This is a genomic window from Nocardioides marmoraquaticus (assembly GCF_054777915.1).
Genome location: NZ_BAAHAA010000014.1, coordinates 54,769 through 70,342 on the forward strand (window position 1 = coordinate 54,769; position 15,574 = coordinate 70,342).

General features: G+C 73.0%; 19 protein-coding genes. 9 read left to right on the forward strand and 10 right to left on the reverse strand.

Annotated elements, in window-relative coordinates:
• Positions 1-175: 175 nt before the first annotated feature.
• From arr to ACYU8I_RS11915, 3 genes are all read right to left on the reverse strand, one after another.
• Complete coding sequence (gene arr / locus ACYU8I_RS11905; protein WP_460841108.1) at positions 176-586, reverse strand: NAD(+)--rifampin ADP-ribosyltransferase; 411 nt, start codon at positions 584-586, stop codon at positions 176-178.
• Positions 577-855: a hypothetical protein gene (locus tag ACYU8I_RS11910; protein ID WP_460841113.1), complete on the reverse strand. Its 279-nt coding sequence runs from the start codon at positions 853-855 to the stop codon at positions 577-579. Before ACYU8I_RS11910 ends, arr begins: the two co-directional genes overlap by 10 nt.
• A 424-nt stretch (positions 856-1,279) precedes the next feature.
• Positions 1,280-2,491: a S8 family peptidase gene (locus ACYU8I_RS11915; RefSeq protein WP_460840989.1), complete on the reverse strand. Its 1,212-nt coding sequence runs from the start codon at positions 2,489-2,491 to the stop codon at positions 1,280-1,282.
• 214 nt (positions 2,492-2,705) lie between these two features.
• On the opposite strand from ACYU8I_RS11915, the gene ACYU8I_RS11920 reads away from it, so the two are divergent.
• Complete coding sequence (locus ACYU8I_RS11920) at positions 2,706-3,152, forward strand: hypothetical protein (RefSeq protein ID WP_460840991.1); 447 nt, start codon at positions 2,706-2,708, stop codon at positions 3,150-3,152.
• 3 nt (positions 3,153-3,155) lie between these two features.
• Here the strand turns inward: ACYU8I_RS11920 and ACYU8I_RS11925 are convergent, their stop codons facing one another.
• Entirely contained in the window at positions 3,156-4,481 is a 1,326-nt protein-coding gene (locus ACYU8I_RS11925; RefSeq protein ID WP_460840993.1) for an amidase, read from the reverse strand.
• A 43-nt stretch (positions 4,482-4,524) separates the two neighbouring features.
• Positions 4,525-5,037 carry a DUF4188 domain-containing protein gene (locus tag ACYU8I_RS11930; protein WP_460840994.1) on the reverse strand — a complete coding sequence of 171 codons (513 nt, stop codon included), beginning with the start codon at positions 5,035-5,037 and terminating at the stop codon, positions 4,525-4,527.
• A gap of 96 nt (positions 5,038-5,133) precedes the next feature.
• On the opposite strand from ACYU8I_RS11930, the gene ACYU8I_RS11935 reads away from it, so the two are divergent.
• From ACYU8I_RS11935 to ACYU8I_RS11945, 3 genes are all read left to right on the forward strand, one after another.
• Positions 5,134-5,778, forward strand: a complete 645-nt coding sequence (locus ACYU8I_RS11935) for a dihydrofolate reductase family protein (RefSeq protein WP_460840997.1) — start codon at positions 5,134-5,136, stop codon at positions 5,776-5,778.
• A 59-nt stretch (positions 5,779-5,837) separates the two neighbouring features.
• On the forward strand, positions 5,838-6,497 hold the full coding sequence (locus tag ACYU8I_RS11940; protein WP_460841000.1) for a class I SAM-dependent methyltransferase: 660 nt from the start codon (positions 5,838-5,840) through the stop codon (positions 6,495-6,497).
• Between the two features lie 71 nt (positions 6,498-6,568).
• The gene (locus tag ACYU8I_RS11945) at positions 6,569-7,201 is read left to right on the forward strand and encodes a DUF7002 family protein (protein WP_460841002.1); all 633 of its coding nucleotides are present in this window, start codon (positions 6,569-6,571) and stop codon (positions 7,199-7,201) included.
• Here the strand turns inward: ACYU8I_RS11945 and ACYU8I_RS11950 are convergent.
• The 4 genes from ACYU8I_RS11950 to ACYU8I_RS11965 form a co-directional block, all read right to left on the reverse strand.
• Entirely contained in the window at positions 7,198-8,226 is a 1,029-nt protein-coding gene (locus ACYU8I_RS11950) for an Atu2307/SP_0267 family LLM class monooxygenase (RefSeq protein ID WP_460841004.1), read from the reverse strand. The two genes, ACYU8I_RS11945 and ACYU8I_RS11950, sit on opposite strands and share 4 nt — an antisense overlap.
• Positions 8,227-8,346: 120 nt before the next feature.
• Positions 8,347-8,658: a transcriptional regulator gene (locus tag ACYU8I_RS11955; protein WP_460841006.1), complete on the reverse strand. Its 312-nt coding sequence runs from the start codon at positions 8,656-8,658 to the stop codon at positions 8,347-8,349.
• Complete coding sequence (locus ACYU8I_RS11960) at positions 8,655-9,113, reverse strand: hypothetical protein (protein ID WP_460841008.1); 459 nt, start codon at positions 9,111-9,113, stop codon at positions 8,655-8,657. Before ACYU8I_RS11960 ends, ACYU8I_RS11955 begins: the two co-directional genes overlap by 4 nt.
• Positions 9,110-9,589 (reverse strand): hypothetical protein, encoded by a 480-nt coding sequence (locus ACYU8I_RS11965; RefSeq protein ID WP_460841010.1) that lies wholly within the window; start codon positions 9,587-9,589, stop codon positions 9,110-9,112. The genes ACYU8I_RS11960 and ACYU8I_RS11965 overlap by 4 nt, the downstream gene beginning before the upstream one ends.
• A 94-nt stretch (positions 9,590-9,683) precedes the next feature.
• Between ACYU8I_RS11965 and ACYU8I_RS11970 the strand changes: the two genes are divergently transcribed.
• The 4 genes from ACYU8I_RS11970 to ACYU8I_RS11985 are packed head-to-tail and all read left to right on the forward strand — an operon-like array spanning position 9,684 to position 12,583.
• Positions 9,684-10,025, forward strand: a complete 342-nt coding sequence (locus tag ACYU8I_RS11970) for a TraR/DksA family transcriptional regulator (RefSeq protein WP_460841013.1) — start codon at positions 9,684-9,686, stop codon at positions 10,023-10,025.
• 7 nt (positions 10,026-10,032) lie between these two features.
• Positions 10,033-10,950: an aminoglycoside phosphotransferase family protein gene (locus tag ACYU8I_RS11975; RefSeq protein ID WP_460841015.1), complete on the forward strand. Its 918-nt coding sequence runs from the start codon at positions 10,033-10,035 to the stop codon at positions 10,948-10,950.
• A gap of 13 nt (positions 10,951-10,963) precedes the next feature.
• Entirely contained in the window at positions 10,964-11,560 is a 597-nt protein-coding gene (locus ACYU8I_RS11980) for a toprim domain-containing protein (RefSeq protein WP_460841017.1), read from the forward strand.
• 27 nt (positions 11,561-11,587) lie between these two features.
• Positions 11,588-12,583, forward strand: a complete 996-nt coding sequence (locus ACYU8I_RS11985) for a sulfotransferase family protein (RefSeq protein WP_460841020.1) — start codon at positions 11,588-11,590, stop codon at positions 12,581-12,583.
• Here ACYU8I_RS11985 and ACYU8I_RS11990 read toward each other — a convergent pair.
• Complete coding sequence (locus ACYU8I_RS11990; protein WP_460841023.1) at positions 12,564-13,469, reverse strand: glycoside hydrolase family protein; 906 nt, start codon at positions 13,467-13,469, stop codon at positions 12,564-12,566. The two genes, ACYU8I_RS11985 and ACYU8I_RS11990, sit on opposite strands and share 20 nt — an antisense overlap.
• Positions 13,470-13,692: 223 nt before the next feature.
• On the opposite strand from ACYU8I_RS11990, the gene ACYU8I_RS11995 reads away from it, so the two are divergent.
• Positions 13,693-15,531, forward strand: a complete 1,839-nt coding sequence (locus ACYU8I_RS11995) for an AMP-dependent synthetase/ligase (protein WP_460841025.1) — start codon at positions 13,693-13,695, stop codon at positions 15,529-15,531.
• Positions 15,532-15,574: the final 43 nt, after the last annotated feature.

Consider the following 15,574-nt stretch of genomic DNA (forward strand, 5'->3'; position numbering starts at 1 on the left):
ATCGCCCCGGTCGCCTGGCGCAGGATCTCCCGGATCTCGTCACGCAGGCCCGCGCCGTCGGCAGTCGCCTCCCACACCGTCGACGTCGTCAACGTCTGCACGGAGGGCCTCGAGTCGTCGCCGCGCGGGAGCGGAGGTGGCTCGCTGTGCTCGCACCTCAGGAAGCGAGGGCAGGTCAGTTGATGATCTCGCCCTTCTCGGCCTCGATACGGGCGAGAGCACTGCGCCAGCCAGCGAGCTCGTCGGGGGTGAGGCGGGGCCAGTCGTGGACCTCGTCGACGATGCGGATCGGGTCGCGGCTGCGGTAGGAGCGGGTGGGGTTGCCGGGGAACTTCTTGTCGGTGACGTTGGGGTCGTCCTCCCACTCGCCGGTGGGCTCGACGACGTACACCCGCGGCTCGCCGTCGCCCGCCGCGAGCTCGGCGGCGAGGCCGGCGCCGTTGATCGTGGCGGTGAAGTAGACGTGATTCATGATGATCGACGGCCGGTAGTTGGACCGCCGGCCCGCCGTCAGGAAGTCGCCGACCTCGAGGTCGGCCTTGGTGCCGTGGAAGAACGGCCCCTGGTCGAGCACGCTCACGAGCAGGTGTCGTCGGTGCAGCCGACGCGGCCGCGGGAGATGGTCGCCATCAGGCCGAGGGTCCAGCAGGTCGGGCAGCCGCGCCAGGCGACGACGCCGGGGACCGCCAGCAGCAGCGCCCAGGGCGTCGTACCGGCGTAGGCGAGGGCGGCCACGACGAGCACGGCACCGACGACGCCGCGTACGACGTGCTCGGCGACCGACCGGCTCGCGAACATGCGCGCGACCGGGTCCTCGTCGAGGCGCTCGGCCGGGCGCTCGGTGGTCAGGGCCATGGGTCCAGGGTAGGTGAGCTGCTGCGGAGTGCTGATCGTGTGGACTTGCTGTTGCGTGGACGCAGCAATCCCACACGATCTCGCTCGCGAGGACTCGCACCCCTGCGGCTGAGCAACCGCATCGACACACCGAGGCACGGGCCCTTCGTGACGCCCGCTCGTTCCTCGCGGGCTCCTCAGGGACCGGTGGAGGGCATCGACCATCGGGGGGCGCGCCCTTCGTGACGCCCGCTCGGTCCTCGCGGGCTCCTCAGGGAGCGGGGGAGGGCATCGACCACCGGGGGCTGCGCCCTTCGTGACGCCCGCTCGTACCTCGCGGGCTCCTCAGGGAGCGGAACGAGGACGAGCGGGGGGCCGGACGTGGAGCGGGGCCGGGACGGCGAAGGAGATGGACGCCGTCCCGGCCCCGGTCAGGGGTTGCTGCTCAGTAGCTCGTGAAGAGCAGGCGGTTGGGGGAGCCGTTGGTGCCGGAGACGACACCGGTGGTGGCGTTGCCGACGATCGCGTTGGTCACGGTCGAGGGGGAGGCGCCGGGGTTGAGCTGGAGGTACTGCGCGGCGACACCGGCCACGTGCGGCGAGGCCATCGAGGTGCCGGAGATGGTGTTCGTCGCCGTGGTCGAGCCGATCCAGGCCGAGGTGATGTTCTGGCCGGGCGCGAAGATGTCGACGCAGGAGCCGAAGTTGGAGAACGACGCGCGCGCGTCGGTGTTGGTCGTCGCGCCGACCGTGATCGCCGAGGGGGCGCGGGCCGGGGAGACGTTGCAGGCGTTCTGGTTCTCGTTGCCCGCCGCGACGACGGTGGTGACACCGGCGCCGGTCATCCGGGCGATCGCCTGGTCGGTGGCGGTGTTGGCGCCGCCGCCGAGGCTCATGTTGGCGACGCCGCCGCCACCCTGGCCGGCGACCCAGTCCATGCCGGCGACGACGCCGGCGTTGGAGCCGGAGCCGTTGCAGTCGAGCACGCGGACCGGGATCAGCGTGACGTTCTTGGCGACGCCGTAGCGCGAGCCGCCGACGGTGCCGGCGACGTGGGTGCCGTGGCCGTTGCAGTCGGCCGTGCCGCGGCCGTCGCTGATCGAGGTGGCGCCGGCGCCGACGCGGCCGCCGAAGTCGGAGTGCGAGGCGTTGATGCCGGTGTCGATGATGTAGGCCTTCACGCCCGAGCCGGTGGCGTTGTAGGTGTAGCTGCGGCTCAGCGGCAGGTTGCGCTGGTCGATGCGGTCGAGGCCCCAGGTGGGGTTCGACTGGGTGGCCATCGTGGTGACCTTCTGGTCCTCCGCGACGAACGAGACCCGCGGGTCGTTGCGCACGTCGTCGAGCTCGGCCTGCGACAGCTCGGCGGAGTAGGCCTTGAGGTTGGTGAACCGGTCCTCGACCTGGCCGCCGCTGGCCTCGGCGGCGTTCGCCGAGCCGTTGACCTGCTTCGTGGTGGCCTTCGCGTCGAGGAAGACGAGGTACTGCCCGGAGATCGCCTGGCCCTCGGCCTGCACCAGCGGCGCAGCGGTGTCGTCGGAGGGAGCCGCGGTGGCGGCGGTGGAGCCGACGGTGGAGAGCGCGGCACCGGTGAGGGCCAGCGCGGAGAGGGTGGCGATGCCGGCGCGACGGGTGGAGCGCCGGGTGGTGTGGGTGGTCATGCGGTGGCAGTGCCTTTCGTTCCGACCCCGGGAGGTCACGGTTGGTCACCGTCCCGAGAAGGACGATCGGCGAGCTCGGCGTGCGTCGCTGTCGACGATCACAACCCAGCCCGTCCGATCTGGGGAGGCTCAGACTTGGTCGTTGCACGAACCTGCAGATGTGATCTTCGCTGCAGGAACGTGACTTGTCGGTGGTCGACGGCAGCATCCAGCCATGTCCTCCCTCGACGTGCTCGCCGACTGGTCGCCGTGGGTTGCGTACGCCGACGCGCGCGCCCACGCCCCGCGCGAGCCGGGGGTGTTCCTGCTGCGGGAGCCGACCGGCGAGGTGCGGTACGTCGGCACGGCCGGCGAGCGCGCCGGGGCCGGCCGGCCGCAGGGCCTGCGCGGTCGGCTGACGGTCTACTGGACCGGGCGCGGCCCCGTCTCCGGGCTCGGCGAGGCCGCCCTCGACCGGGCGCTGGCCGACCCCGGCTTCGTCGAGCAGCAGCTCGCGCTGCTGCGCGACGGCGACGCGCGCACAGCCCGGCACTGGGCGCAAAGCGCCGTGCTCCACCTCGGGCTCGAGGTCAGCTGGGCCGTCACGCCCGAGCGCGACGACGCATCGTACCTCGAGAAGCAGGTGGTGGCGCTGCTCCGGCCGCAGGGCACGCTGTGGTGAGCCTCAGGTCTCGCCGGCGAAGCGCGAGGCGAGGGCGAGCAGGTCGCCGTCGCGACCGGCCGGCCCGACCAGCATAAGCCCGGCGGGCATGCCGTCGTCGGCGGAGAGCCCCATCGGCACCGACAGCGACGGCACCCCGGCCAGGCTCGTCACCACGGTCCAGCAGTCGGTGTAGGGGCGGGCCAGCGGGTCGGTCAGCTCCTCGGGGCTCGCCGCGCCGAAGAGCATGGGCGCCGTCGTCGGCATCGTGGGCGAGACGAGCAGGTCGACCTCGGCGAGCGCCGCCGCGACCTCGCCCCGCAGCCGGTCGCGCGCCTCGGCGGCCGACGTGACCAGGTGCCCGCCCTCGCGCAGCAACCGGTCGGCGTACTCGTGACGACGCACCACCTCGGCGCCGGCGTGCGGCGTCTGCACCCGGTGCCGCAGCACGGGCAGCGCCGCGACCGAGGTCAGCACCATGTAGGTCTCCAGGGCGCCCGGCGCGCTCGGCAGCCGCACCCGCCGTACGTCGCAGCCCAGCGCGCGCAGCCGGTCGAGCGCGGCGTCGAGCAGCGCGAGCACGCCGGGGTGGTTGGCCGGTCCGCGCAGCTCGTCGGGCACCCCGACGACCAGGCGCTCGCGGCGCTGCGGCCGCAGCCGTCGGCCGGCCAGCACCTCGGTGGTCACCCAGGCGTCGGCGACGGTCCGGGCGAGCGGTCCGACGGTGTCGAGGTCGGGGTCGAAGGGCAGCACGCCGCGCCGGCTGACGAGGCTGCGCGACGGTGCCACGCCGACCAGGCCGCACTGCGAGGCGGGCTCGCGGATCGACCCGCCGGTGTCGGTGCCGAGCGAGACCGGGGCCATGCCCGCAGCGACCGCGGCCGCCGACCCGCCCGAGCTCCCGCCGGGGCTGCGGCGCGGGTCGAGTGGGTTGCGGGTGGGGCCGAAGGCCGAGGTCTGGGTCGAGGCACCCATGGCCAGCTCGTCCATGTTGGCCCGGCCCAGCACCACGGCGCCTGCCGCCCGCAGCCGGGTGACCGCGGTGGCGTCGCGGGCGGCGGTGACGGGGGAGCGCCCGGCCGAGCCCGCCGACGTGACCTGCCCGCCGACGTCGATGTTGTCCTTGACGACCACGGGCACGCCGGCCAACGCCCCGACGTGGGCACCTGCCGTGACCCGCTCGTCGAGCGCCCGCGCCTGCGCCCGGGCGCCCTCGGCGTCGACGTGGACCAGGGCGTTGATCTCCGGGTTGTCGGCCAGCACCACCGCGAGGTGCGCCTCGAGCACCTCCTCGGCGGTGCGCTCGCCACGGCGTACGGCGCGGGCCACCGCGAGAGCGCTCTCCTCCACGGCGAGATTGTGGGGGACGCCCCGGTCGGGCGCGCCGGTGAGGTCAGTACGTCGGCAGCGCCGGGTCGTCGGTGGTGCTCGCGCCGATCCGGGCGGCCGCCGACTGCCGGCCGCGCCGTACCGGCACCGACGCGGTCGCGGCGGCGAGGCCCGCGACCGGCATGTTGCCGTAGATCGACTCGATGTCGGCGGTGCGGACGCGGTAGGTCTCGTGCCAGATGCCGACGTCGCCCGAGGCCCCGACGCGGCGGTTGAACTGCCGCCACGGCTCGAGGTGAGGGTCGTCGCTGTCGCGGGCGAAGCGGGCGAGGTCGTCGAAGGAGCGCCAGTACTGCACGAGCATCGGCGACGGTGCGAGCGCCTGCCGGTAGCCGAGCAGACCCTTCTCCGGGTGCTGCTCGAGGTGGCGGAGCATCCGCGGCATCGCGGTGAAGACCGGCCACCACTGCCGCACCTTCCACGGCTTGTTGAGCCGCACCCCGATCAGGAACACGACGACCTCGTCGCCGGCGTCGCTCAGGTCGGCCGTCCACCGACCGTGCTGCACTGCTGCCACCACTGCCTCCTCCGGGTCGCTCGCGACGCTACGCCCGCCAGCGATGGATCCGCGCCGGTCGCGGGGTCAGGTCAGGTGACGTCGGGAGGAGCAGTGATGGGACAGCAGGTCAGGGTGCACAACTTCTCGGTCTCGCGCGACGGCTACGCCGCCGGCGAGGGGCAGAGCCTGGAGCGACCCTTCGGCCACGCGAGCCCGGTCGAGCTGATGTCGTGGGCGTTCGGCACGGCGAGCTGGCCGGGGCGCACCGACGGCGGGGGCAGCCGGGGGTTCGAGGACCACCTCGTGCGGGAGTTCCACCGCGACGTCGGCGCCGAGATCATGGGCCGCAACAAGTTCAGCCCCCACCGCGGACCGTGGACCGACCACGCGTGGCAGGGCTGGTGGGGTGACGAGCCGCCGTTCCACACCCCCGTGTTCGTGATGACGCACCACGAGCGGCCGTCGTTCACCCTGGGCGACACTACCTTCCACTTCGTCGGGGGTGAGCCCGCCGATGTGCTGGCGCTCGCGCTCGAGGCGGCCGCCGGTCGCGACGTACGGCTCGGGGGCGGGGCGCAGACCGTTCGGCAGTTCCTCGACGCCGGCCTCGTCGACACCCTCCACGTCGCAGTCGCACCGCTCGAGCTGGGCGGTGGCTCACGGCTCTGGACCTCGCCCGACGAGCTCGACGACCGCTACCACCACGACGTCGTTCCGCGCCCCGACGGCGTCGAGCACCACCTGTTCTGGCGCGACTGAGGTTGCTAGATCGGCAACAGGAGTTGTCATCCCGCGCGTCGTCGCGCCATGGTCTGGGCATGAGCGAGCACGAGCACCACCACGACCCCTCTCCCGAGACCGACCCCGACTACTTCGAGCCCGCGGGCTGGGAGGAGCGGTACGCCGGGGAGGGCGCCACGTGGAGCGGGCGGCCCAACCCCGCGCTCGTCGAGGAGGCGGCGAAGCTCGAGCCGGGCACCGCGCTCGACGTCGGCTGCGGCGAGGCCGGCGACGTGGTGTGGCTCGCGCAGCAGGGCTGGCGCGCGACCGGCGCCGACTTCTCCGCGAACGGGCTCGCCCGCGCCGCCCGCCACGCCGACGAGGCCGGGGTGGGCGACCACTGCGACTGGTGGCAGGTCGACGCCCGCACCTTCGACCCCGCCGGTCGTGAGTTCGACCTCGTGACCACCCACTACCTGCACCCGCCCGACGGCGGCATCGTCGACGTCGTACGACGCCTCGCCGCGGCCGTCGCGCCCGGCGGCCACCTGCTCGTGGTCGGCCACGAGCCGTCTGAGCACTTCACGAAGCTCTCGACCGCCCGCCGCAACGCGATGTGGTTCGCCGCAGACCTCCCGGCCGGTCTGCCCGACGGCTTCGAGGTCGTGGTCAGCGAGCAGCGCACCCGCCTGCACGGCCACGAGGGCGAGCAGATCGAGGTCGGCGACTCGGTCTTCCTCGCCCGCCGCACCGCCTGAGCCCGAGTCGTGTGCCTGAGAGGGCGCCATGGCGCCCTCTCAGGCACACGACTCCTGGCAGGATCGGCGGCGTGGAGCGTGACGAGCTGGCGGCCCGTCACTCTGTGCTCTACCACGTGGCCGCAGCTGAGTCGTGGCCGTCGATCGAGCGCCACGGGCTGCTGAGCGTCGAGCGGCTGCTCGACCTGCACGGCGTCGACGCGATCACCCGGGCCGCGCTGCTGACAAGGGTGAGGCGGCGCACGCACACGCTCGAGTCGTCCGAGGGCGTCGCCTGGGTCCGCGACCAGAAGCCGCTGAAGTTCATCGAGCGGCGGCTCGACCCCGGGGCGACGCTCGAGGGATTCCTGGAGGAGCTCAGCTCTCGTGTCTTCTTCCACCCGACCCGGGAGCGGCTCGAGCGGTTGCTCGGGGCGCGGGAGTATCGCGGGAAGCCGCAGGTGGTCCTGACCGTGCGCACCGCCGAGCTCGTCCGCCGCCACGGACCTCAGATCGGGTTGTGCCGCTTCAACAGCGGAGCCGTGACGCAGCTCAACCATCCCCTGCGAGGCCCCGGGTCCTGGCTGCCGATCCGGGACTACCCCTACGACGACTTCCGCCGCCGCTACTCAGCGGCGCTCGTCGAGGTCACCGTGCCCCATGCCGTGCCCGACGTCCTCGAGATGGCGGAGGACGTCGCGTTCGTGACGCCGCCGGCTGGCTAGACGTCGGCGACGAGCGGGGCGACCTCGGTGCCGAGGAGCTCGATGCCGCGGAGCAGGTCGTCGTGGGCCAGGCGCGGGTTGGTCATCTGGATCGAGATGCGGTCGACGCCGCCGAGCTGCTCGGAGACGCGGCGCAGCTTGTCGGCCACGGTCTGCGGGTCGCCCATGAAGAACGCGCCGTCGGGGCCGGAGGTGGTGTCGAACTGAGCCCGGGTCGGCTGGCGGAAGCCGCGCTCGCGGGAGATCTTGGCGAACATCTCGTGCCAGCCCGGGTAGATCGTGTCGGACGCCTGCTGGGTGCTCTCGCCGACGAACCCGAAGACGTGCAGGCCGACCTGCAGCTTCTCGGGGGCGTGGCCGGCCTGGGCGCCGGCTCGGCGGTAGAGGTCGACGAGCGGGCCGAACTGCCGCGGCTCGCCACCGATGATCGCGACCATGAGCGGCAGGCCGAGCAGGCCGGCGCGGGCGAAGGACTCGGGCGTGCCGCCGACGCCGACCCAGATCGGCAGCGGGTCCTGCAGGGGGCGGGGGTAGACGGTCTGCGCCTGCAGTGGCGGCCGGTGCCGGCCGGACCAGGTGACCGACTGCTCGTCGCGCAGCCGCAGCAGCAGCTCGAGCTTCTCGCTGAACAACGAGTCGTAGTCGGCGAGGTCGAGGCCGAACAGCGGGAACGCCTCGGTGAAGGAGCCGCGGCCGACCACGAGGTCGATGCGCCCCTTCGAGATCAGGTCGAGGGTCGCGAACTGCTGCAGCACCCGCACCGGGTCGGCCGCGCTCAGGACGGTCACGGCGCTGCCGAGGCGGATGTTCGTCGTACGCGCAGCGGCGGCGCCGAGGATCACCGGGGGAGCGGAGTCGTAGTACTCGGCCCGGTGGTGCTCCCCGATGCCGAACGAGTAGAGGCCGACCCGGTCGGCGAGCTCGATCTCCTCGAGCAGGTGGGCCATCCGCTCCTCCGGCCCGACCTGGTGGCCGGTGCGCGGGTCGGTGACGGCGGCGACGAAGCTGTCGATCCCTACGTGCATGTTGAATATTCAACCATTGGAGTGGCCATCGCGCCAAGGGGCTGGATGGTCTCGACAAGCTCGACCAGCGATGGCGCCGAGGTCGTCGTCGGTCGAGCCTGTCGAGACCCGTGGGAGCCGTCACCCCAGCAGGGCACGGAGGGTGGCGCGGTGTCGCTGGTACGCCGCCCGGCCGGCCTTGGTGACCTGGAACGAGGTCGTGCCGCCGCGGCCGCGGCCGCTCTTGTGCACGGTCAGGTAGCCGGCCTGCTCGAGCGCGGCGGCCTGCTTGGACAGGTCGGAGTCGCTGACCTGCAGGTGCTGGCGCAGGAAGCCGAAGTCGGTCGACGACGACCCGGCGAGCACGGCCATGATGGCCAACCGCTTCGGGGCGTTGAGGACGGGGTCGAGCCCGGAGAGGGCTGAGTCCTGGGCCGAGTCCGGCGAGGTCACGCGAGTCGCTCCCGGACCTCCGCGGCGGCGCGGTCGTAGGCGGTGCCGTACCACCACACGAGGGCGGTGACGGCCCCGGCGGCGAGGAGGGCCGCCGGCAGCACGCCGACGGTCTCGCCTACCAACCACGCGACCAGGGCCACCACGGCGGCCCCGCCGAAGAGCCCCGTCATGAGCCGTCTGATCTCGCGCGGCGCGTGCCCGCTGGGCCATGCGCCACGGCGACGCCGCTCCCAGGCGATGACGCCGATCATGACAAGGGCCAGGGCGAACGTCGCGCCGGCCTGCGCGAGCCCCTCGAGCCAACCGATGGACCCGGCGTAGGCGAAGGTCCAGGCGCCGAAGAGGAACGGCCACCACCAGGGCGACGGCGGGTACGTCAGCCAGGCGGCCGCCTCGCCCCGCTCGGTCTCGCGCAGCTGGGCGGCCAGCTGGTCGCGCTCGTCGGTGCTCATCGCGCGACCTCCTGGCCCGAGGAGAGGCGCGCCCGGACGCGCTCGGCAGCTCGGTGGTAGGCGAGGCGGTAGGCCTCCATCACGGCGTACGTCGCCACGGCCCCGCCCAGGGCGGCCACCCACCACGGGACGACCACGACCAGCGCCCACGAGACCAGCACGACCGCGCCGAAGACCGTCATGGCGACGACGACCGGCCAGCGCAGCTCAGGTGGCTGCGATCCGGTCGGGTAGGCGCCGACCTCGCGGCGCTGCCACCACAGGTGGGAGAGCGCGACGAAGGTCAGCACGAGGTAGGCCTGGCTCGAGCCGATGAACCCGTCGTCGGCGAGGCCGCCGTTGGCGACGAAGGCGAAGGTCCAGGCGGCGAAGAAGGCGCCGTACCACCGGCGCGGCTCCCATGAGAGCCAGGCCGCGACCTCGCCGCGCTCGCTCTCGCGCAGCTGTGCCAGGATCTGCTCGCGTTCGCTTTCCATGTCGGAAACCTTAGGCAGAAGGTTTCCGGATTGGCAAGCACTGGTAGCGGGTACGAAGCGCCTCGGCCCGGAACCACCCACCCGAGAGGACCCCATGGACGACGACAAGGCACGTCAGCTGCTCGCCGCCGAGCGCGAGGAGGTCGAGGGCCTGCTGCGCGACCTCGAGGGCAACGACGGCGACGAGCCGCGCCGTGACGACGCGGGCGACTCCGTCGACATGGCCCAGCCCATCGAGTACGGCGAGCGCGACGAGGCCGTCGAGGCGGGTCTGCGCGAGAAGCTCGAGGCCATCGAGCGCGCCGAGCAGCGCCTCGCCGACGGCACCTACGGCCGCTCCGTACTCAGCGGCGACCCCATCCCCGACGCCCGGCTCGAGGTGCAGCCGACCGCCGAGCTGACGGTCGAGGAGGCCCAGGCGCAGCGACGCGGCTGAGGCCACCGTGACGTTGCCGGCCGAGGTCCTCGCCATGGCGGCCCGCGGGCCCGACTGGCAGGCCTGGGTCGAGGGGCTGCCGGCGCTGCGCGACGACCTGGTCGCGCGGTGGGCGCTGGTGCCCGACGGCGAGCCGATGCACGGCCAGGCCTCGCTCGTGCTGCCGGTGCGCGACGCCGACGGCCAGCCGGCGGTGCTGAAGCTCGCCTGCCCCGACCCCGACGTCGAGCACGAGCACCTCGCGCTCCGCGACTGGAACGGCCGCGGCGCCTGTCGGCTGCTGCGCGCCGACCCCCGAAGGCGTGGCCTCCTGCTCGAGCGGATCGGTCCCGAGGACCTGTCGCAGCGCTGGGACGAGGAGGCCTGCGAAGTCGTGGCCGGGCTGTACGCCGCCCTGCACGTGCCCGCCGCGCCGCAGCTGCGCCTGCTCAGCGAGGCCGCCGCCCGCTGGGCCGACGAGCTGTCGGCACTGCCCCGGAGCGCCCCGCTGCCGCGGCGCCTGGTCGAGCAGGCCGCCTCGCTGGCACGCGACCTGGCCGCCGACGACGCCACCGACGGCACCACGGTGCACGGCGACCTGCACTACGACAACGTGCTGGCAGCCGAGCGTGAGCCCTGGCTGGTCATCGACCCCCAGCCCCGCTCCGGCGACCCGCACTACGAGCCCGCCCCGATGCTGTGGAACCGGCTCGAGGAGCTGTCGTGGCCCGGCTCGCTCGGCGTGCGCGACGGCGTACGGCGCCGCCTCTTCCTGCTGGTCGACGGCGCGGGGCTCGACGAGGCCCGCGCCCGGGCCTGGGTCGTGGTGCGGATGCTCGTCAACGCGCTGTGGGAGCTGCAGGACCACCCGGTCGGTGGCGACAGCGCGCCCGACCGCACCTGGTTGACGACCTGCGTCACCGTGGCCAAGGCCGTGCAGGACTGACTAGCGTCGGCCCATGGGACAGGGGCCGGGGTGCGAGGGGGCTGAGCCCGTCCCCACGGTCGTGCTCGTCGAGGGGGAGAGCGACCGCGTCGCGCTGCTGACCCTGGCCGAGGCGCTTGGGGCGCCCGGCGCGCTCGGCGTCGAGGTGCGGGCGATGGGCGGGGTGACCAACCTGCGGGCGCACCTCGCGCGGGTCCAGGGCCCCGTCGTCGGCCTGTACGACGCCCCGGCCGCCGACTGGGTGCGTCGGGTGCTCGTCGACGCGGGCGTGCCTGTCGAGCGGTTCCACGCCTGCCACGACGACCTCGAGGACGAGCTGCTGCGGGCGCTCGGCCCCGACGCGGTGGAGCGGGTCGTCGCCGAGGCGGGGGAGTCTCGGGCGCTGCGACGGCTGGCCGCGATGCCGGCCCAGCGGGGCTGGTCGCGCGAGCGGGTGCTGCGCCGGTTCCTGACGTCGCGAGGCGGCCGCAAGGCCCGCTACGCACGGCTCTTCGTCGAGGCGCTGGTCGCTCGCGACGGGTCCGACGGGGTGCCCGCGCCGCTGCGTGCGGTGCTGGCCGAGGTGGGTATCGGTCCGGTCGTCCGCGGGCCGACCGGCGGACACGCGTAAGCCGATCGACCAGGTAGGGTTTGAGTCATGGAGCGTCGCCCACCCGACTTCTTCCTCATCGGGGCCCCCAAGGCCGGCACGAGCGCGCTGCACAGCGCCCTGGCCCTGCACCCGCAGCTGTTCCTGAGCAGCCCCAAGGAGCCGAAGTACTACATGTGCGGCGACTCGCCGCCGCCCGCCTACCGGGGCCCGGGCGACGCCCACTCCAACCAGGAGTGGATCTGGCAGCGCGAGCGCTACCTCGAGCTCTTCGACGGCGCCGGCGACGGGCAGCTGACGGGCGAGAGCACGCCGTTCTACCTCTACAACCGCGACGCGCGCCGCCGCATCGCGGTCGACCGGCCCGACGCCAAGCTGGTCGCCGTGCTGCGCGACCCGGTCGACCGGGCCTACTCCAACTGGATGCACCTGTGGATGGACGGCCTCGAGCCGCGCGCCGACATCGTCGAGGCCGTGCGCCGCGAGCCGCGACGCGTCGACGACGGCTGGGCGCCGTTCTGGCACTACCAGCGCCTCGGCATGTACGGCCGCCAGCTGGCCGACCTCTACGACCACTTCCCGCGCGAGCAGGTGCTGCTGCTGCGCTACCGCGAGCTCGTCGAGACCCCCGACGCCGCGCTCGGTCGGGTCTTCGCCTTCCTCGGCGTGCGCGGCGAGGACGTCGACCGGCTGCCGTCCGACAACTCGCGCCCCTTCGTCAAGGACGGCGTGCGCGCCCGCACCGTGGGGCCCGTGATCCGCGCGGGGGCCGCCGTGGGGCAGCTCCTGCCGCCGCAGGTGTGGCGCCGGGTCAGCAGGCCGCTGATCACCCAGCTGCAGAAGGGCGGCGAGACCGGCCGGCCCAGGCTGACGCCCGAGCAGCGCAACATCCTGCTCAAGCCGCACCTCGAGGACATCGCGCTGCTCGAGGAGGTCACCGGCGAGTCGTTCGCCGACTGGCGCACCTACCGCGAGGGCGGCTCGTACGCCTCTCGGCAGGCCGAGCACGTCGGCCGGCAGACCCTCAGCGTGCCGCCGCGCTGAGGCTGGTGACGAGGTCGTGCGCCCCGTCGGGGCGGGCGAGCTCGTGGAAGAAGCGCACCGAGCCGTCGGGCAGCGGCACCGCCGCGGCGTAGCGCAGCGCGCCGTCGGAGTCGGGCGAGCGCAGCACGCCCGCGTCGTCGTCGGCGACCAGTCGACCGTCGACGCCCGCCCGGGCGACGCCGGTCGTCTCGTGCCAGTTGTCGGCCGCCGTCGCCCGGCCGTCGTAGAGCACGACCAGCGGGTCGTGCGAGAGCACGGTCGTGACGCGGGCACCCCGGGCGTCCCAGGCGCCGGCCCGCGGGCCGAGCACGGTGCCGTGGCGCGTCCAGGCGAGGCCGTCGTCGCTGGTGAGGTACGACGTCGACATCCGGTCCTCGTGGCCCGCGTCGGTCAGCGGGTGCTCGCACAGCCACATCTCCCAGCCGCGCTCCGGGCCCACGGTGACGACGGGGTCCTTGACCGCGACCCTCTCGTCGCCGGGGAGCACCACGGTGCGTCGCCCGCCGGGCAGGTCGGCCGGGTCGCCGGCGTCGAGCGCCTCGATCCACCAGTGCTTGGAGCCGGGGGTCGCGCACGACAGGTAGAGCCGCCAGCCGTCCTCGGGCCGACGCACCAGCACCGGCCGCTCGAAGGACTCCGCCCCGAACGCGTCGCGGTGCACCGCGCACACGGTCTCGAAGTGCACCCCGTCGCCCGAGCGGGCCACCACGGTCTCGACGCCGCGGCCCTCGGTGAGCGGGCGGCGTACGCGGTAGGCCAGCCAGAACTCGCCGTCGACGAGCACGGCGGACGCGGCGCCCGACCAGTTGCCCGGGCCCGACCCGGGCGCGGGGACCACGACGATGGTGTCGTCGGCGGAGGGCAGTGGCAGGTCGAGGACGGGCACCCCCGAAGTCTAGTCGGCCGGTGTGGTTAGCCCGGGGTGCCCGGGCGCTCCGGAGCGGCGAGTGGTTGCACGGGCGCAACGGACCGCGTCGTACGGCGGAAAACGGGACCGATTCGTGACGGGGTCGACTGTCCCCGCCCCCGGCTGTGACATAAGTTACTGCCACGTACTCGCCGCCTTCCACGCCCAGGAGGCGGCTTCGCCGACCTAGGAGCCGCACCCCATGCCGGTCACCACCGACACCTCCTTCATCGACACCCGACCGGCCAACGTCGCGGTGCAGTTCCGCGACCGGGTTGCCGCGTCGCCGGACCGCGAGGCCTACCGCTACCCGGAGGGCGACTCCGAGACGTGGACGTCGGTGTCGTGGGGCGAGACGGGCGAGAAGGTCGAGCGGCTCGCCGCCGGCCTGCTCTCGCTCGGTCTCCAGGCCGAGCAGCGCGTCGGCATCGCGTCGGGCACGCGCGTCGAGTGGATCTTCGCCGACCTGGCCATCATGTGCGCCGGCGGCGCCACCACCACGGTCTACCCGACCACCATCGACGAGGACGTCGCCTACATCCTGGCCGACTCCGAGTGCCGGGTCGTCTTCGCCGAGGACGCCAGCCAGGTCGAGAAGCTCGTCAAGCACCGCACCGAGCTCCCGGCCCTCGAGAAGGTCGTCGTCTTCGAGGCCGCGGCTGCGGAGGGCGCCGACGGCGACTGGGTGATCTCCTTCGCCGACCTCGAGGCGCTGGGCGAGAAGCTCCTCGCCGAGCAGCCCGACGTCGTCAAGAGCACCGTCGACACCATCACCGGCGACCAGCTGGCCACCCTGATCTACACCTCCGGCACCACCGGCAAGCCCAAGGGTGTGCGGCTCAAGCACTCCTCGTGGACCTACGAGGGGGCGGCGATCCAGGCCCAGAACATCCTCTCCGAGGACGACCTGCAGTTCCTGTGGCTGCCGATGGCCCACTCCTTCGGCAAGGTGCTGCTCTCCACGCAGCTGGCCTGCGGCTTCGCCACCGCGGTCGACGGTCGCGTCGAGAAGATCATCGACAACCTGGCCGTGGTCAAGCCGACCTTCATGGGCGCCGCCCCGCGGATCTTCGAGAAGGCCCACGCCCGCATCGTCACCATGACCGCCTCCGAGGGCGGCGCCAAGGAGAAGATCGCGACCAAGGCGTTCGAGGTCGGCAAGAGGGTGAAGGCCCTCGAGCTCGCCGGCAAGCCCGTGCCGATCGGCCTGAAGCTGCAGTACGGCCTGTTCGACAAGCTCGTCTTCAGCAAGGTCCGCGACCGCTTCGGCGGGCGGGTGCGCTTCTTCATCTCGGGCGCGGCCGCGCTCAACAAGGACATCGCCGAGTGGTTCCACGCCGCCGGCATCCTCATCCTCGAGGGCTACGGCCTGACGGAGACCTCGGCCGGCTCGTTCGTCAACCACCCCGACGACTACCGCTTCGGCACCGTGGGCCCGGTCATGCCGGGCAGCGAGGTGCGGCTCGGCGACAACGACGAGATCCAGATCAAGGGTCCCGGAGTCATGGACGGCTACCACAACCTGCCCGACCAGACCGCCGACACCCTGACCGACGACGGTTGGCTGCGCACCGGCGACAAGGGCGCGCTCGACGCCGACGGCTACCTCACCATCACCGGCCGCATCAAGGAGCTCTTCAAGACCTCCGGCGGCAAGTACGTCGCCCCGCCCGCCATCGAGGCGAAGTTCAAGGCGGTCTGCCCCTACGCCAGCCAGTTCGTCGTCTTCGGCAGCGAGCGCAACTACTGCGTCGCGCTCGTGACCCTCGACCCCGACGCGATCCAGGGCTGGGCCGAGGAGAACGGCCTCGGCGGCAAGTCCTACACCGAGATCGTCTCCGACCCGAAGACCGTCGAGATGGTCGACAACTACGTCGTCACGCTCAACGGCGCGCTCAACCGCTGGGAGACGATCAAGAAGTTCCGCCTCCTCGACCACGACCTCTCGGTCGAGTCCGGCGAGATGACCCCCTCGATGAAGGTCAAGCGCAACGTCGTCGAGTCCAACAACGCCGCGGTCATCGAGGAGATGTACGCCTGACCCTTCGCGGCTCGCTCCGCTCGCACCTCAGGGAGCGGTCCTC

Excerpts from the sequence above, each read along its gene's own strand:
- ACYU8I_RS11910 (WP_460841113.1), bottom strand. The coding sequence starts at position 855 with ATGGCCCTGACCACCGAGCGCCCGGCCGAGCGCCTCGACGAGGACCCG.
- ACYU8I_RS11970 (WP_460841013.1), top strand. The coding sequence starts at position 9,684 with ATGGACGACGACAAGGCACGTCAGCTGCTCGCCGCCGAGCGCGAGGAG.
- ACYU8I_RS11980 (WP_460841017.1), top strand. The coding sequence starts at position 10,964 with ATGGGACAGGGGCCGGGGTGCGAGGGGGCTGAGCCCGTCCCCACGGTC.
- ACYU8I_RS11935 (WP_460840997.1), top strand. The coding sequence starts at position 5,134 with ATGGGACAGCAGGTCAGGGTGCACAACTTCTCGGTCTCGCGCGACGGC.
- ACYU8I_RS11985 (WP_460841020.1), top strand. The coding sequence starts at position 11,588 with ATGGAGCGTCGCCCACCCGACTTCTTCCTCATCGGGGCCCCCAAGGCC.
- ACYU8I_RS11995 (WP_460841025.1), top strand. The coding sequence starts at position 13,693 with ATGCCGGTCACCACCGACACCTCCTTCATCGACACCCGACCGGCCAAC.
- ACYU8I_RS11965 (WP_460841010.1), bottom strand. The coding sequence starts at position 9,589 with ATGGAAAGCGAACGCGAGCAGATCCTGGCACAGCTGCGCGAGAGCGAG.
- ACYU8I_RS11940 (WP_460841000.1), top strand. The coding sequence starts at position 5,838 with ATGAGCGAGCACGAGCACCACCACGACCCCTCTCCCGAGACCGACCCC.
- ACYU8I_RS11915 (WP_460840989.1), bottom strand. The coding sequence starts at position 2,491 with ATGACCACCCACACCACCCGGCGCTCCACCCGTCGCGCCGGCATCGCC.
- ACYU8I_RS11960 (WP_460841008.1), bottom strand. The coding sequence starts at position 9,113 with ATGAGCACCGACGAGCGCGACCAGCTGGCCGCCCAGCTGCGCGAGACC.
- ACYU8I_RS11920 (WP_460840991.1), top strand. The coding sequence starts at position 2,706 with ATGTCCTCCCTCGACGTGCTCGCCGACTGGTCGCCGTGGGTTGCGTAC.
- ACYU8I_RS11950 (WP_460841004.1), bottom strand. The coding sequence starts at position 8,226 with ATGCACGTAGGGATCGACAGCTTCGTCGCCGCCGTCACCGACCCGCGC.